The 16,924-nt window shown below is 58.6% G+C and carries 10 protein-coding genes; 6 read left to right on the top strand and 4 right to left on the bottom strand.

Features of this window, described 5'->3' with window-relative positions:
- Nucleotides 1-14 precede the first annotated feature (14 nt).
- From WCA10_RS04375 to xylB, 3 genes are all read right to left on the bottom strand, one after another.
- Nucleotides 15-1,358, bottom strand: coding sequence for a right-handed parallel beta-helix repeat-containing protein (locus tag WCA10_RS04375; RefSeq protein ID WP_472821276.1), 1,344 nt, complete (start codon nt 1,356-1,358; stop codon nt 15-17).
- A 193-nt stretch (nt 1,359-1,551) separates the two neighbouring features.
- Complete coding sequence (locus tag WCA10_RS04370; protein ID WP_472821275.1) at nt 1,552-3,699, bottom strand: family 20 glycosylhydrolase; 2,148 nt, start codon at nt 3,697-3,699, stop codon at nt 1,552-1,554.
- A 126-nt stretch (nt 3,700-3,825) separates the two neighbouring features.
- Complete coding sequence (gene xylB / locus WCA10_RS04365; protein ID WP_472821274.1) at nt 3,826-5,301, bottom strand: xylulokinase; 1,476 nt, start codon at nt 5,299-5,301, stop codon at nt 3,826-3,828.
- Between the two features lie 351 nt (nt 5,302-5,652).
- Between xylB and WCA10_RS04360 the strand changes: the two genes are divergently transcribed.
- From WCA10_RS04360 to WCA10_RS04335, 6 genes are all read left to right on the top strand, one after another.
- A complete protein-coding gene (locus WCA10_RS04360) occupies nt 5,653-6,411 on the top strand; it encodes a Crp/Fnr family transcriptional regulator (RefSeq protein WP_472821273.1) in 759 nt (252 codons plus the stop codon).
- A 206-nt stretch (nt 6,412-6,617) separates the two neighbouring features.
- The gene (locus WCA10_RS04355) at nt 6,618-8,201 is read left to right on the top strand and encodes an ATPase domain-containing protein (RefSeq protein ID WP_472821272.1); all 1,584 of its coding nucleotides are present in this window, start codon (nt 6,618-6,620) and stop codon (nt 8,199-8,201) included.
- Nucleotides 8,198-9,466, top strand: coding sequence for a two-component system sensor histidine kinase NtrB (locus tag WCA10_RS04350; protein WP_472821271.1), 1,269 nt, complete (start codon nt 8,198-8,200; stop codon nt 9,464-9,466). Before WCA10_RS04355 ends, WCA10_RS04350 begins: the two co-directional genes overlap by 4 nt.
- Nucleotides 9,467-9,699: 233 nt before the next feature.
- Entirely contained in the window at nt 9,700-10,713 is a 1,014-nt protein-coding gene (locus WCA10_RS04345; protein ID WP_472821270.1) for a methyltransferase, read from the top strand.
- A gap of 171 nt (nt 10,714-10,884) precedes the next feature.
- Nucleotides 10,885-13,365 carry an ABC transporter permease gene (locus WCA10_RS04340; protein ID WP_472821269.1) on the top strand — a complete coding sequence of 827 codons (2,481 nt, stop codon included), beginning with the start codon at nt 10,885-10,887 and terminating at the stop codon, nt 13,363-13,365.
- A gap of 247 nt (nt 13,366-13,612) precedes the next feature.
- Entirely contained in the window at nt 13,613-14,491 is an 879-nt protein-coding gene (locus WCA10_RS04335) for a creatininase family protein (protein ID WP_472821268.1), read from the top strand.
- Between the two features lie 132 nt (nt 14,492-14,623).
- Here the strand turns inward: WCA10_RS04335 and WCA10_RS04330 are convergent, their stop codons facing one another.
- Entirely contained in the window at nt 14,624-16,924 is a 2,301-nt protein-coding gene (locus WCA10_RS04330; RefSeq protein WP_472821267.1) for a hypothetical protein, read from the bottom strand.

The raw sequence follows: 16,924 nt of genomic DNA, 5'->3' as shown, positions 1-16,924 counted from the left end.
CTCATAGATCGAGATCAATCGTGATCGTGATCGTCATCCGTCGCCGACTTGCTCAGCCACGGAGTGAACACGACGTTCGGTCCGCTGGTTGTCGAGCACCCGTGTGAGCCCGGCCCCTTCGGGCATCCCCAGTAGTTTTCGCTGGCAATGATGCCACCCTTGCAACTCGGATCGTCGAGGGTGCAGACGTTCGCCACGCCCACCTTCCCGCCGCGCAGATCGTTCAAATGAATATTCACCCACGCCGGCGTGTTGAACGCAATGTCAATATCCTCATCGGTAATCACATTGCCGGAGATAATCGTTCCATGGATCGGCGTTCCGCCGCCGCCGCTGTTGATGTTGATGCCCACGGTTCCGCCCGTTGCGGTGTCGTCTCCGTCCGCAAGGTTCTTTGCAATGTAGTTGCCCGAGATCACGTTGCCGTTCATATCGTCAGCCGGCAATCCGAAGTTCGGACCAACATGGCTGTGCAGAGCGACGCCGCCCAGTCCATTGCCGACGAGCTTGTTGTGGGTGATCACGTTTTGTGAGGCGCGACCCTGGCCGTTCCCGTCTGAGAACATGCCAACACCCGCTCCGCCAACAGCAACGCCGTTATTCTCCACGTCGTTGCCATCGATCGTGATGTGAAATACACCGTGATGCTTTGACCCGATTGCGCCCACGGGCGGATGCGAAGCCATCACAATGCCGCATTCTCCGGGGTTGTCGATGACCGTGTTGTTGAGGATCAGGATGTCGTGGCTCGCCGCCGACTCGTCGCTCACGAGGATGCCATCATCATTCTTCGTGATTGAGTTACCGGAAACAGTCGAATCCCAGACGCCGATCAGATGCAATCCGCCGCCGCAGTCGCCGGTTTCATCCAGCTCGAATGCCGGCTGACCGGGACAGCCCATCGGCGCGCCCGTAAAAGCAGCCGTGGCCTTGGTATTGTTGGTAATTTTGTTATCGCGAATGGTCACGTCGGAAGCACTCACAACAAGAACGCCTTCCCAATTTGCATTCTTCACCGTGAATCCGGCAATGGTCACATGGCTCAGGCCTGCGTTGTCGAATCCATCGACAAAGATGCCGTTCGCGAGACCGGTTGCATCGATAATCGAAGCACCCGCGCCCGCGCCGATCAGCGAGAGCGGCATGCCGATCACGACATCTTCCTTGTACGTCCCGGGCCAGACGTTGATCACGTCCATGGCCGAAGCATGAGCAACCGCGGCTCCAATGGTGGTGTAGCATCCGTGCGAACCCGACGGGCTCACACACAGGGTTGCGGCCAATACATTCTGAGACCAGCCTGCAACCAGAACTGAACAACAAAGAACCAACGCAGCGCGAATTCTGACAAGAATCATGGGGACCTCGGTGGGGGATGTTGGATCGAGGAAATCCATTCTCCGCGCGCTCATCCTGACCGTCAAGCAAAAACTCCAACAATTCAAATCAATAGAAGAGAAGGGCAAAGCCACGCGCAGCGCTTGTCAAGAAATTGACACGAGAGACGCTTCAGCCACGGCCCCACCTTCGCGAAATGAAAGAAAGCCCTGCTTATTTCTCCGCGGAAGCAAGCGGCGCAGGCAAGCCGACTTCGCTCGCCGGCGGTAGCGTGTGCGTTTCCCACCAATGCTGGATCACGTTATTCCACGCATTGCCGCGCCCTATCCACATCTCCGCAGCACGATCGTAGCGATCCATATTATTGGCCAGCCAGTAAGGCCGATTGTCGCGCAGCCATGCATCGTGGAAGAGCTGTCCAAGCTGCGAGTAGCCGTCGCGTATGTCCTCAAGCCGGCCGTTGTTCGAGCCGATCGTATACAGCGCTTCCGACACCTCGCTCCGCCGGCTCTTGTCCCCTGCCGCAGCCTGCGCCTTCGCATAAAGTGCCGCGCAATCCTCCGCCGCTTCGAATTTGTAACCGATAAAGTCGATGCGTCGCGCCCCCAGTTCCATCGCGTCGAGCGCTTCTGTGTTGTCGAGCTTCGCCGCCGCGCGAGCCTGCGCCAGCAGCGTAATGGCTTTCTCCGCGTGCAGCCGCATCTCTGCCGCAACCGGCACAAGTTTTGCGGCAACCTGCTGTCCTTCCGGCGAAAACGGATCGACCCAGAAAAGCGAATCCTGCGCATCTTCGAGACCGGCATTCTTCAGCGTCGTGTGCGCCGCCATCAACTCCTGCTGTGCCTGGCTGATCTTGCCGGTTTCGTCGCCGTGAAATGCCTGTCCATACGACGCGGTAAAGTCGGCATCGGAACTCTCCCCCGGCTGCCAAGCTGCCGCCGCGCCAAACAAAACGCCAAACCAGTTCTCGTCGAAGATGCCCTCGCCATCATCGTTCCAAACCGTGTTCAGCATCCCCTTCGCGCCAAGCTTCTGCCCGTCGCGCACAAAGTTCTTGATATTCCCCAGCGTCTCGTTGTTGTCCGGATACACGCGATTCCAGTTGTTCACTCCCGTAGCCACCCACGTCTCGAGCCCGGATTTGAGGAACGGTTCCAGGTTCTTCGTGAAATCCGGCTTCGCGTCGTAGTGCCACGAGACCGCGATCATGTCCTTGGGCAGCGTGCCCACCAGCTCCGGCGAGTTCTCCGCAATGTCACCCCAGAACAGCAACCTCTTGTGCAACGGCGCAAGCTGCTCGTGAATCTGCGAGAGGAAATTCAGATACACCGCGCCCAGCCCCTTCTGCGCTACCTCATCGTGCGTGCGTCCCAGCCCAAGCTGCGAGGTTTCGTCCGCACCGATGTGCGCATACGGCCCCGGGAAAACTTTCGCCAGTTCGCCAAACCACTCGCCGATCTGCGGCAGGCTTCCCGGATCGCCCGGCGCAAGCACCGCCCCACGCGGCGTTTCTCCAAGCCCGGAATACTGCTCGAACTTCAGCACATGATGCAGATGCCCGAAGGCCTCCTGCTCCGGAATGATCGTGATGTGATACTTCGCCGCATACGCAACAAGCTCACGCCCTTCGTCAAATGTCATCGCTCCGCCCGGATAAGCAGCAACCGGCGTGCTGGCATACGCAAACGTGTGCTCGAAGTAAGGCGAGAAGATGTTGTATTTGAATGCTGCCAGCGTGCGAATCTCGCGCTTCAGAAACTCCATATTCGGAAGCGGCCCGCGCGACCAGTCATCCGACAGTCCGCGATGAGGCATCGCCGGCCAGTCGCGAATCGTCGGAATCAGCAAGACAGCATCTTTGCCCCTGCCACGAATAAGCTGCTTGACCGTCTGCGCACCATAGAACAATCCCGCTGGAGTTTCAGCAACGATCATGACGCCACGTTTGCCAACCGGCTTGATAACGTAGCCCTCGTCATGCATTGCTGGAAGAAACTCTATTTTGTCGCGTTTAAGAACACGACGCACCGCGTCAGAGTCTGCGAGAAAGAATCCGATAAGCGCCGCAGAACCAGCTTCGCCAGTGTTGATGGTTTTTACATTTCGCGCATGCAGAAAGTCGTTCAAGTCTCCGATTGCAGCCAGCGCAGCCTCACGCTCTGAACCGTTGTTGGAGATGACTACATCGAGCTGGACTATCGGAATGTCGTGGTATTCCTTCAACGAATTCGACTTCCAACATTCCCGAGGCGAGGGGACCAGTTGAAGATCCGCGCACGTCGGCGCGGCACTCGTCTGCGCATTCGCGCCAATACTGGCACACACAATTACCAATGAAACCAAAGGAAGAAGTAGACGCATCAGGCCCTCGCCGGCAAAACAATTTGCAGCAAGGCTATAGCATCGGCATCTTGCATGTATACGCGGAAATCATCATTTCACCATCAAATGATCAAAATTCCGCCTATCCATCACCAAAACGCTCGCCTATTCCAGGCTCCGTAGCGCCGGATACAGCTTGCGCCACTCCGCATATCCCGCCTTGTACGCGGCAAGATCGGCCGGATCCGGTTCGATGCGCCGTGCCACGTCAATCGCCTGCGCGCACGCCGCATCGAGGTCCGCCCAATGCCCCGTCCCCACACCTGCCATCAGCGCGCAACCGAACGCCCCGCCCTCTTCCGCCGTGAGCACCTCGACCGCCTGCCCGTACACACCGGCTTGAATCTTGCGCCACAGCGGACCGCGCGCTCCACCTCCGCCAAGCCGCACCGCGCTCACCGGAATCCCCAGATCCCCAAACAGCGTGAACGTGTCTTGCAATGAATAAGCGACCCCCTCCAGCACAGCACGCGTGAAGTGCGCCGCCGTGTGGATCGTCGAAATCCCTGCGAACGCCGCACGCACCCGCGGATCGAGATGCGGAGTTCGCTCGCCCAGCAAATACGGAGCCCACATCAGCCCTTCGCTTCCCGCCGGAACGTTCTCGGCCGCCGCCGTCATCCCGTCATAATTCTGACCGGCAAAGAAAGTCTGCTTCAGCCAGTTCAGGCTCAATCCGGCTGATTGCGTCACGCCCATCACGTGCCACAATCCCGGCACTGCATGGCAGAACGTGTGCATCCGTCCTTTGGGATCCTTCGTAGGCTGCGCCGTGGCCGCAAACACCACACCTGAAGTTCCGATCGTCGCCGACACCGAGCCCGGCTGCAGAATGCCCATGCCCACCGCGCCCGCGCCCTGGTCGCCCGCGCCCGCTACCACCGGCGTTCCGGCTTTCAATCCCGTCAACCCCGCCGCCGCCTCGCTGATCCGCGCGCAGACTTCAGGCGACTCGTACACCTTCGGCAGCCAACTCTCGGGAATCCCCGCCGCTTCCGCTACTTCCTTCGACCAGCGCCGATGCGTCACATCCAGCAGCAGCGTTCCGCTCGCCTCCTGCACGTCGATCGCAAACTCCCCCGTCAACCGGTAGCGCACATAATCCTTCGGGCACATGATGTGGCGAATCTTCGCGAAAATTTCCGGTTCGTGCGTCTTCACCCACAGCAGCTTGGTCAGCGTGAAATTAGGCAGCGCGGGATTACATGTGAGTTCAATCAGCCTTTCGTAGCCGATTTTCTCCGTCAGCCAGTCGCACTCCGGCTGCGTGCGCGTATCGCACCAGATCAGCGCAGGCCGCAGCACCGCGCCATGTTCATCCAACATCACCGCCCCGTGCATCTGCCCCGTCAATCCAATTCCGGCAATCGGCTGATGCGGTTCCGGCGCGGCCGCCAGCGCAAACTTGATGGCTTCCTGCGCGGCCCGCCACCAGTCCTCCGGATCCTGCTCAGCCCACCCGGGGTGCGGCGTCCGGAAGGCAGCATGTTCGCTCGATGCTCCGCTGATCAGCTTTCCGTCGGCATCCACCACAACAGCCCGCGTGCCACCCGTACCCACATCCATTCCCAGGAACCACATTGCCTTGCACTCCTCGCGTAAATCGCTTTTCTCTGCGCACGCAGCATACCAGCTTTGGAGAGCGCCGAAAAGCTCTGCGGACTCTAACCGATCGCCATTGAATTGGCCGCCCAGGCTGATTACGGCACTCCCTCCTCCCGGAGAAAGCAGGCTCAATTTATTTGAGGGCTGGAGTTCCAGACCGGCCGTTAATGATGGGTCTTTGTTCGTTAAGCGACATAAGTGAGCAAAACGATACAGTTTTCATTCCACGATCGTGGCAGAATTGTACTGTGTCAGGTGTCGTTCGAATCCCGAAGAGGCATTCTCCGTTCGGTCCGCAATCGCTATCTGACCTGAAGGGTCTCTAAAATGAATGGAATGGCTCCACCCGCATTCGATCTTGAGGCCTTTCTAGAGACATCCGGAATCGACCGAAAAACTGTCGAACTTAAAGCGAAACAATCTTTTTTCTCGCAAGGCGATGTTGCCGATTGCGTCTACTATCTCCGCACAGGTCGCGCAAAAGTCACGGTTGTCTCCAATGAAGGCAAAGAAGCCACCATCACGATGTTGGCCCCTCACGATTTTGTGGGAGAGGAATCGCTTGCTTCCGTCGGTGGAGCGCGCCTGACCACAGCGACTGCCCTCACGCCTTGCACCGCACTCAGAATTGAGCGCAATGAGATGATTCGCGCGATGCATGGTGAGCATGACTTCTCAGATTTGTTCCTCAAGTTCCTGTTGATGCGGGGCATACGCACGCAAGCCGACCTGGTCGACCAGCTGTTCAACTCCAGCGAAAAGCGCCTTGCCAGGGTCCTGCTCCTGATGGCGGAGTTTGGCAAGCCCGGCGAACCCGAGTCTTTAATACCAAAGATTTCGCAGGAAACCCTGGCCGAGATGATCGGCTCGACACGGTCCCGCGTCAGTTTCTTCATGAATCGCTTTCGCAAGCTCGGCTTCATCAACTACAACGGCCGCATTCGTGTCAAAAAGTCGCTGCTGAACATCGTTCTTCACGACAAGTTGCCTGGCGACAACGCGGCGAGGCCCAGCATTCTTGGTTTCCCAGACAGGCAGCCGAGACAAAAAAAGCCTCAAAACAAGCCTGAATTCCACTCTGTATAAAAGTGCACAGAAATTGCCTCTGGCCCGCAGGCATATTTAGGCTGACACATACTTCCTCGGCAAAGATTCAGGGAACTGAGCAAGCAGTTGCGTCAAACGACGCCGGATCGCTCGTGGTGGAGCCGTCCGAATCCAAGGTACTTCCAACACAACGCGGAGGACAGCCGATCATGGCCGATCCTTAATTCTCGCGAAAGGAGTTCACCGTGGATTCGAAATCTACGCAGACCGTCGGCACCGCAGAATCTTCAAATGGAAAAGGATCAAACGTAGCTGTTCCAGCTGCGTCGCCAGAACAATTTGCCACCGGCGTTGTTGGTCTTGACGACATTCTCGGCGGAGGCCTGGCCCGTAATCACCTTTATCTGATCGAAGGCGACCCTGGTACGGGCAAGACCACAATCGCCATGCAATTCCTCATGGAAGGGACAAGTCGCGGCCAAAAGGGCTTGTATGTCACTCTTTCCGAATCGAAGACTGAACTACTCGAGATCGCCGCGTCGCACGGCTGGTCGCTCGATGGGATCGAAATATTTGAGTTGGCGCCGGACGAAGCACATCTGAAGCCTGAGGCACAATACACGGTCTTCAATCCTTCTGAAATCGAGTTGGCTGACACCACCAACGCCGTGTTATCCGAAGTGGAAAGACTACAACCGGAGCGCGTGGTGTTTGATTCTTTGTCCGAATTGCGCCTGCTCGCTCGGGATTCCCTGCGGTATCGAAGGCAGATCCTCGGACTCAAGCAGTATTTCGCGGGCCGCAATTGCACCGTGTTGTTACTCGATGATCGCACCTCCGAGCGTCATGATCTGCAACTCCAGAGCATTGCCCACGGCGTGATCATGATGGAAAGCGTGGAGCGGGAGTACGGCATCAAACGACGCCGCCTCGAAGTGAAGAAATTGCGCGGTGCCCGATTCCGCGAGGGCTTCCATGACTACTGCATCAGGCGGGGCGGCGTGGAAGTGTATCCCCGCCTCGTGGCCTCTGAGCATCTTCTGGCTCTGCCGCCAACGCAACTGAGGAGTGGCATCGCGGCGCTTGACACATTGCTCGGCGGAGGTCTTGATAGCGGCACCAGCACCCTTTTGCTTGGGCCCGCCGGCTGCGGAAAGTCCACCATCGCAGCTCGCTACGCGGTGTCTGAGGTCGAACGCGGAGGCAGCGCGGCACTTTTCGCCTTCGATGAATCGTTAGCGACTCTGCTGATCCGGGGCAAGGGTCTCGGGCTGGATATCAAGAAACATGTTGACGCTGGAAAATTCACCCTTCGCCAGGTAGATGCCGCGGAACTCTCGCCCGGTCAATTCGTCCACCAGATTCGCCAATTGGTCGAAACCCAGGACCTGAAGCTCCTGATCATCGACAGCTTGAACGGCTTTCTGAATGCCATGCCCGGCGAGAAATTCCTCGCCATGCAACTCCACGAACTGTTGGCCTACCTTAGCCAGAAGGGAGTTGCAACGTTGATGACTGTTGTCCAGCATGGATTTGTGGGAACGAACATTGACACTCCAGTCGATGTCAGTTATCTGGCAGATACCGTCCTTCTGTTTCGATACTTCGAGGCGGCGGGCGAAGTGCGCCAGGCGCTCTCCGTAATCAAGAAACGCAGTGGCGAACATGAACGCACGATCCGCGAATTGGTCATGAAGAACGGGGCCATTGAAGTAGGAAGTATATTGACGGAATTCGAAGGCGTCTTAATCGGCGCTCCAACCTACCGCGGTGGCGTTGATAGATTGCGATTGACACAATCGTCCGAAAAGGCGGGTGGAACCACGTGACCGGGCAGGAGAATGAACTCCGCGTCCTGGTCGTTGCTCCAACAGGACGGGATGGCCTGCTGATTTCCAATCCTCTCGACAGCAATGGCATCTCTTCCTTCCCTTCAGCGACTGCGGAAATGGCTCTGGTCGAATTCGAAGCAGGCGCCGGAGCGTTGATTCTGGCCGAGGAAGCCCTCACCTTGCCCGCGATCTCCCTGTGGGCGGCGCGCATTGCCGAACAACCTTCGTGGTCTGACTTTCCCCTGATCCTCCTCGCAGCGGGTGGGGAAATCAATGAGGAGAGCCGCAGAAGAATGCGCGTTCGAGAGCCTCTTGGAAACTTGGTGTTGCTGGAGCGACCCGTTCGACCCGAAACGTTCGTCAGCACCCTCCAGGCTGCACTGCGCAGCCGTGGCCGCCAGTATCAGATGCGGGACTACATCGCCAGAAACCACGCCGCGGAAGAAGCACTCCGTCGATCGGAGAAGCTGGCCGTTGCCGGGCGTCTCGCTGCAAGCATTTCGCACGAAATCAATAATCCGCTCGCATCCGTGACCAATCTCCTTTACCTGATCGGCACCTCATCTTCGTTGCAAGAGGCGAAAAAGCACAAAGAGATCGCCGAGAAGGAATTGGCGCGCATATCTGAAATCGTCACCCAGACCCTCAGGTTTTACCGTGAACCAAGCAAGCCAACCCTGGTGTTCATCACTGAGATCGTTGACTCCGCACTCATCCTCTACCAGTCGAAATTGGCGTACGCCGAAATCGCGATTGAGAGAGATTTTCGAGAGTGTTCGCCAATTGTTGCAATGGCCGGCGAACTTCGCCAGGTCATTTTGAACCTGATCGGGAACGCATTGGACGCTTCAAATCCGGGAGGCAGACTGAGGATCCGGGTCTCCAATACCCGCGAACACAGGAATGGGGCGCGTCCCGGCGTTCGCTTGACCGTCGCGGACAGCGGATCTGGCATCAGCCCTGAAATCAGAAAGACACTCTTCGAGCCCTTTGTCGGCACAAAAGGCGACACCGGCACAGGGCTCGGCCTCTGGATCAGCTCTGAAATTGTCAATAGACACAGCGGAACGATCCAGGTGAAAAGCAGCACCCTCTCCCAATCTCCCGGGACTGTCTTCTCTGTCTTTCTGCCCCTGGAGCAAAAGGCCGGACATCGTTCCCTCCGCGAGGCATCCATGACTCCGGATGGGAATAGAAAAGATACTCTGTCCGACTCGCCACCTGAAATCGCTTTCCCCATGCAGCGCGAGATGGCGACATAGATAATTCTTCGGACTTCAACCAGTAGATGGCCAGGTATTTGCTCTTTCAATAAGTTCCCTGTCAGCTTCGTCTCTGCCTCTCACCTTTGCCCGTTCCCCGCCCAACTCATCGTCGTGTAAACTCGTCTCACTCGCAATAGCCCAACTTCCCCGCCGCAAGCCGATCCTTCCCATTCAATGCTTGCCGGATTCTCTCAAGGGCGAATCGAGAACCTCCGAACGAAAGAGACACTATGACCACGTCCGCACCCAGCCCCGATCACATTCTGCAAACCGGTGTTGCCTTCTGGGCCTCGAAAACACTGCTCAGCGCTGTTGAGATGGAGGTCTTCACCGAACTCGCCAAAGGCCCGGAGAGCCTCGAATCGCTCACCGGCCGTCTCGGACTTCATCCCCGCTCCTCGCGCGACTTTCTCGATGCGCTTGTCGCCCTTGGTTTTCTTGACCGCGAGAACGGCCAATACCGCAACACCCCCTCCAGCGATGTCTTTCTCGACAAGCACAAGCCTTCCTATATTGGCGGCATGCTCGAGATGGAAAACTTACGTCTGTATAACCATTGGCGCTTCCTCACCACCGCGCTTCGCACCGGCCAAAACCAGAGTGAATCCTCGGGAGAAGTTGAGCCGTTCGCCGCGCTCTACGCCGACCCAACGCGACTCAAGGGATTTCTCCGCGCCATGACCGGCATAAGCCGCGGCGCCAACATGACCATCGCCGCCAAATTTCCCTGGACAAATTATCAGACTGTCGCCGACTGCGGCACCGCACAGGGCGATCTCATCGTCCAGGTCGCCCTCAAGAATCCGCATCTTGCCTGCACCGGATTCGACCTGCCTGAGGTCGCGCCCGTCTTCGAGGAATACGTCGAAGAAAACGGCCTTTCGTCGCGCGTGAAGTTCAAGCCCGGCAGCTTCTTCACCGATCCCCTGCCCCAGGTCGACGTCATTATGATGGGTCACATCCTGCATGACTGGAATCTCGAAGAGAAAAAGATGCTCATCCGCAAGGCCTATGAAGCACTCCCTGCAGGAGGCGCCTACGTCGTCTACGAGGCCCTCATCGATGACGATCGATCGAAAAACGCCTTCGGTCTCCTGATGAGCCTGAACATGCTCATCGAAACCCCCGGCGGCTTCGACTACACCGGCGCCGACTGCGTGGGCTGGATGAAAGAAGCAGGGTTCCGCGAGACCCGCGTCGAGCATCTCGTCGGACCCGACTCCATGGTTGTCGGCATCAAGTAGCACCCGGCTGGCGCGACGTCCGCTCCGTCCCGCCAAATACCCCGTTTGTCACAGCAGGCCGATTTGAGCGAACTTTTCACCGGATGAAAGCGTACCCTTGATTGCGGCCGAATGTTCCTCGCGGCCGCAAGCGGAATCCCGCACATTCCCCAAAAGGTCAGGTGGCCGGTCATGGCATTCTTCACCGATCAGCTCAAGCAAGTTTTCAGAAGGCTCGCACGTGCTCCCCTTTTCACCACCATCACGCTGATTACGCTGGCGGTCGGCATTGGGGCAAACACCGTGGTCTTCAGTGTGGTTGAGGGCGTTCTCCTGAAGCCGCTCGCCTACCCGCAGGCCGATCGGCTCATCGGTATCTGGCACTCTGCCCCGGCAATCGGCTTTCAAGGCGACCTGAACATGGCGCCATTCCTCTACTTCATCGATCGCGAGCAGAGTTCGACCCTTGAAGACGTCGGCATGTACAACGGAGACTCCCTCTCCGTCACCGGCGTTGGAACTCCTGAGCATGTTTCGGGGATGGATGTGACCGACGGAACCCTGCCCATGCTCGGCGTAAGGCCAGTCCTGGGTCGACTTTTCACACACCGCGACGACACCGCCGACGCACCCAAGACCATCATTCTCTCTTACAACTACTGGCAGAAAAAATTCGGCGGCAGCAATTCCGTCGTCGGGCGGACACTCAATGTCGATGGCACCAACCGCGAGATCATCGGCGTACTGCCTGGAGATTTCCAGTTCCTGGACAACTACAACGCCGCACTGTTTTTGCCCATGCAGCTCGATCGCAGCAAGGTCAAGCTCGGCAACTTCAGCTTTCGCGGAATTGCCAAGCTCAAACCGGGCGTGACTTTGAAACAGGCCGACACCGATTTGGATCGCCTGCTGCCCATCGCAATTCACAGTTTTCCGCCGCCCGAGGGGTTCAGCGCGGCGCTGTTTGAGAAAGTAAAGATCAACGTAGACGTCCATACCCTCAAGAGAGATGTCGTTGGCGATGTAGGAAACGTCCTTTGGGTCCTCATGGGATCGATTGTCGTGGTGCTGCTGGTTGCCTGCGCCAACGTCGCCAATCTGCTGCTGGTGCGCGTTGAAGGCCGCCGCCAGGAATTGGCGGTTCGCTCCGCCCTCGGCGCGGGCCGCGCCAACATCACCATGGGACTGCTGTTCGAGAGCGCGGTCCTGGGAATCACCGGCGGCGTAATTGGATTGGCACTCGCCTTTGCAGCACTACGTGTGCTCGTGGCGGCTGCTCCCACCGGTCTGCCCCGTCTTCACGAGATTGGCATTAATCTCCCCGTCTTACTTTTTGCTGCCGGAACCGCGCTCTTCGTCAGCGTGGTTATCGGCATGCTTCCTGTGATCAAGTACTCCGGGGTACAGATCAATACCGGCCTGCGCGAAGGCGGACGCGCTTTGAGTCAGAGCCGCGAAAGGCATCGCGCGCGCAAAGCGCTCGTTGTCGTGCAGGTTGCTCTCGCGCTTGTCCTGCTGATTTGCTCTGGTCTCATGATTCGCACATTCCGTGCACTGGCCAATGTTTCACCGGGATTCGCCGATCCGACTTCCCTGCTCAAGTTCCGCATCTACGTGCCCGAATCCACCATTCCTGAAACTCAAAGGGCAAACGTGGTCCATATGGAGCAGGCGATCGCTGACAAACTTGCTGCCATTCCCAACGTTTCATCGGTAGCCTATTCCAGTCATATTCCGATGGACGGAAACGATTCGAATGATGTGCTCTACGCGCAGGACCGCACCTATCGCGATGGCGAAATCCCTCCCATTCGGCGCTTCGTCAATGTATCCCCTGGTTTCTTCTCCACGATGGGAACACCGCTAGTTGCAGGGCGCGAGTTGACCTGGGCTGAAACTTACGAGAAGCGACCTGTCGCCTTGGTATCGGAAAACATGGCGCGCGAATATTGGGGGACGCCTGAGAACGCTCTCGGTAAGAAAATCCGCGTCGCCAACACCGACGACTGGCGCGAGATTATCGGCGTCGCAAAGGATGTCTACTTCGACGGCGTTAGCCAGAAGCCACCGACGACAGTCTATTGGCCGGTGTATCTGGCCAAGTTTGAAGGGCAGCCGGAGGATGTGCGACGTGCTATTTCGTTTGTCATTCGCTCGCCGCGCGCCGGCTCGGCAGCTTTCCTGAGCCAGGTGCAGCAGGCAGTGTGGTCAATCAACGGCGACCTGCCCCTCGCCGATCCGGGCACCGTCGGCGAACTCTACACCAAGTCCATGGCCCGCACATCCTTCACCCTCGTCATGCTCTGTGTCGCCGGTGGCATGGCCCTGCTGCTCGGTATCGTCGGCATCTACGGCGTCATCTCCTACGCCGTTTCCCAGCGCACCCGCGAAATCGGCATCCGCATGGCTCTCGGGGCTCAGCGCGATGCGCTCACCGCGATGTTTGTCCGGCAAGGGCTGTTGCTGGCTGCCATCGGCGCGGCTTTCGGAGTCGGCGCAGCCTTTGCCACCATGCGCTTCTTGGCGTCAATTCTTTTCAAGGTCAGTCCCATGGATCCCTGGACCTATTCGCTGGCAACGCTGGTCGTGATCGCCATTGCATGGATAGCCTGCTATCTGCCGTCGCGCCGCGCCGCCCAGGTCAACCCCGTCAACGCCCTCCGCGCCGAATGAGCGAAGAATGGCCGCAGAAACTCTCGCGGCCTTCTCCGTCTTCGGAAAAGCTCGTCGCTTTAAAGGGCACGGCTTCAGCCATGCCGAAAAGTGCCGCAGAAGCGAGCGCTTTAGCCCCTGCGTCTGCTTTGCAATTTCCTGGCCGTAAGCACTCGGCACTCGCATTTGACCGCTCTTGGATTAGCGCAAATGACGCGCGTGCGGTGAGCGGAGTAGAATCGCCTGTTTTGATCCTTCGAGGTGAATCATGAAGTTCGTTCGTAGTGCCTTGGTCGCTCTTCTTGTGTTGTTCTTCGCGGGCCACGCATTTTCGCAGTCCGGCCTCTCCGCAAAATGGGAGGAACTCACCGCTCCCGATTTCGTACAGGCCATTCACCAGTCGCAAGGCGTCTGCGTGCTGCCGTTCGGCATCATTGAGAAACACGGACCGCATCTGCCCCTCGGCACGGACCTGCTCGACGTCCGCTTCGCCGTGATAGACGCCGTGAAGCAGGAGTACGCCGTCGTCTTCCCCGAATACTACTTCGGCCAGATCTTCGAAGCGCGCCAGCAACCCGGCACCCTCGCCTATTCCCTCTCCACACAACTTGCGCTGCTGCAGGAAACGGTCAGCGAGATGGCGCGCAACGGCTGCAAGAAGATCGTGATCGTCAACGGGCACGGCGGCAACAATTCGCTGCTGCCGCTCTTCGCGCAGGCCCAGCTCGCCAGCCAGCGGGATTACGTCGTCTACGTCTTCGGCCTGCCCAACGAAAATGTCGCCGGCCGTCCCGCGCTCAAAACGCCCTTCGACATGCATGCCGGCGAAGTGGAAACCTCCAGCATGCTCATCGCCCGGCCCGATCTCGTCCACCAGGATCGCGCCAACCAGCAGTCCGGCGCCGATCAGCATCGGCTGCATCTGCCCGAGTCCGTCTACACGGGCATCTGGTGGTACGCGCGCTTCCCCAATCACTATGCGGGCGACGCCTCGGCCGCCAACAAGGAATTAGGCCAGTTCGATCAGAAGGAGTGGTCACGCCAGATCGCTGAAGCTATCAAGGCCATCAAGGCCGATGACGAAAGCCTCAAGCTGCAGAACCAGTTCTTCGAAGACGCCAAGCATCCACTGGACACGAAGCAATAGTCGGTCGAAAGAAATGACGGGAAATTCCACCCAAGCTCGGTCATTCCGAGCGCAGCGCAGCGGAGTCGAGGAACCTGCAGTTGCTTTTCGGTCGCCCCACACCTGCATAACCCTACGCGCCGGCTTGAGATTTCACCGTACCGGATCACCGTAAAGGATCCCTCGCCCATGCGTGCCAACATATACGCGTCCATAAATGCGCGGATCGCCCGCAATCTGCAGAACCAATCCCCACTGGTGTTGATCGTCGTTGATGCGCACCCAGCTTTTCGCTTCATCATCGGATCGAAAAATCCCCGCCTGCCCACTGATCGTGCCCACAAGATAAAGCGCCGGATACGATTTGCCGGGAGCCGCCTTCCCAAATCCGAAAGCGTGAATCTCGGTCACATCCGGCATGCGGAATGACGCGCCTCCACCGGTGTTCAGCGAAGCGTGATACAAGCCGTCAAAGCTGGCCAGCCACAAATCGCCGCTGCGCCCCGGCGCGGCATAGAGCCGATCCTGACCGCCGCGAGCGTCGCCACGCTGGCCCGCTGACGATGCAGGCAGCGGCCCGCGGATCATACCCTTCCGCGCAACAAACGTCGCCCCTCCATCGATGCTGTAGTAGAACATCCCGTCGGTCAGCGAATCCGCGTAAAGCTTCATCGGGTCCAGTGGGTCGGCGATCACCCGCATCCCCTCCGGCAATCCCTGCACCGCGGTCCACTTCGCACCGTGATCGCGCGTGACGTATGCGGCTTCGCGCTCGGGCGTCCAAACCCAGGTCGTGCCGTCCGCCGAAACTGCAATCGATCCCGCTCTGCTCTGCATTCTCGGCGCCGACGCACACGGTTTCCACGTCCGTCCCGCGTCCACCGAATAACTAATGCTCTCGCCCGGCTTATGCGCCGCGCTCACGCCCACACGCACAATTAGGTTCGCATCGAGCGCCGCCGTCTCCACTCCTGTCGTGTTGCCCATGCGCGGAGGCGCCGACGATCCCTCCGGCGCTGGCCGATCCAGATCCCAATGCACAAACCCGCCATAGTCGCCGATCGCGGAGACTAAGTGCGCGCCCTCGCTCGCACTGTCGAGTTCCAGCGCGACGGTCTCTTCGATTCCCTTCGCCAGGATGCTCCAGTGCGTAGGCTTGCCCCGATCGGCGTCTGTCAAATCGAAGGTCTCCCACCCGCCGTAGCCAGTCGTAAACACTGCATGATCCGAGTTCAGAGGATCGATCTCGATATCGAAGAGCCAGTGAATCGGCGTGGGCTTCACGTACGGCGCCAGCGTGTAGTCAAATGTTCCGGCGCTCGCCCTTTCTCCCGTAAAGATCGGCTTCCACGTCGCGCCCTCATCCGTCGACCGAAAGATGTCCTCGCCGCCCGCTTTGTAGCGGTTATAGGTACTCACAATCAGCGTTTGATAATGCTTCGCATCCACCGACACCGCCGCATATCCGAATTCCCTGCTTCCCTTCACCGGCTTGTCCGGCGTGATGTCGGTCCACACGCCCGTCTGCAGGTTCAGTTTCCACACCGCGCCATCCGTCATCGGCGACGGCCCCGGCGCATTGCCATAAGTAACGTACAGGGATGAAAGCGAAAGCGTGGCACGTGTTGGCCGATATTGCGTCGGCGCGCCGGCAACCTCCCGCCACGTCGCGCTCGCATCATGCGAAACAAAAAGATTCGCCCGATTCATCAACGACACGCCGACATAGATCGGCGCAGTAGGCCTTGCTGCACCTTCATAAAAAATGGGCTCAGCAAATTTGACGAAGACGATCCCGCTCCCCCGAACCGGCATCCGCCTCCACCGCTGCTCCGGCGTCTCGCCCGCAACCGGCGCAGGCATCGGCGGCATCGCCTCCGTCACATCCGGAAAGCTCGTAACGCGCGCCCACGTCACACCACGATCCGTTGAGCGCCATAGCCCGTCATGCCGCGTCCCTAGAAAAAGAATTCGCCCGTCATTCGGATCCACCACCATCCGCTCGCCGTTACCACGCCCGTCCTCATTGCCGCCAAACTTGAAGGGCACGTCCGTTCGCTCGAATGTCCGTCCCCCATCGGCCGAGCGCAGAATGGCCCCATTCGGCGTCCTTGCGTTGGTGTACGTCCCGCAGGCAAGGTACACGCGCTTCGCATCGTTCGGATCGACGGCAATCGATTCCACGCCCATCAGGTTCAGGTCTGTATACGGAACCCAATCGAGCATTGGCTGCCACTGGTGCGCCGCGTCATCCCAGCGGTATGCCCCGCCCATGTCCGTGCGCGCGTAGCGAACTCCCGGCGCAGTGGGATGAAAGATGATGCCGTCGACAAAACCGCCGCCGACAATCTGCACGCTCTTCCACGCATACGGTTGCTGCCGCGGAGCTTGGGCGACAGCGCAGAGTGCGCAAAACATAACGATAAAAACGATGCGGAATAACTTGATAAGCAA

Origin of the sequence: Occallatibacter sp., assembly GCF_049582745.1 — a bacterium.
Lineage (GTDB): Bacteria > Acidobacteriota > Terriglobia > Terriglobales > Acidobacteriaceae > Telmatobacter.
The sequence above is the reverse complement of the archived record's forward strand: the minus strand, read 5'-3'. Positions and strand labels throughout refer to the sequence as shown.

Coding starts and splice junctions, on each gene's coding strand:
- WCA10_RS04340 (WP_472821269.1), top strand. CDS start 10,885: ATGGCATTCTTCACCGATCAGCTCAAGCAAGTTTTCAGAAGGCTCGCA.
- WCA10_RS04335 (WP_472821268.1), top strand. CDS start 13,613: ATGAAGTTCGTTCGTAGTGCCTTGGTCGCTCTTCTTGTGTTGTTCTTC.
- WCA10_RS04360 (WP_472821273.1), top strand. CDS start 5,653: ATGAATGGAATGGCTCCACCCGCATTCGATCTTGAGGCCTTTCTAGAG.
- WCA10_RS04345 (WP_472821270.1), top strand. CDS start 9,700: ATGACCACGTCCGCACCCAGCCCCGATCACATTCTGCAAACCGGTGTT.
- WCA10_RS04370 (WP_472821275.1), bottom strand. CDS start 3,699: ATGCGTCTACTTCTTCCTTTGGTTTCATTGGTAATTGTGTGTGCCAGT.
- WCA10_RS04375 (WP_472821276.1), bottom strand. CDS start 1,358: ATGATTCTTGTCAGAATTCGCGCTGCGTTGGTTCTTTGTTGTTCAGTT.
- xylB (WP_472821274.1), bottom strand. CDS start 5,301: ATGTGGTTCCTGGGAATGGATGTGGGTACGGGTGGCACGCGGGCTGTT.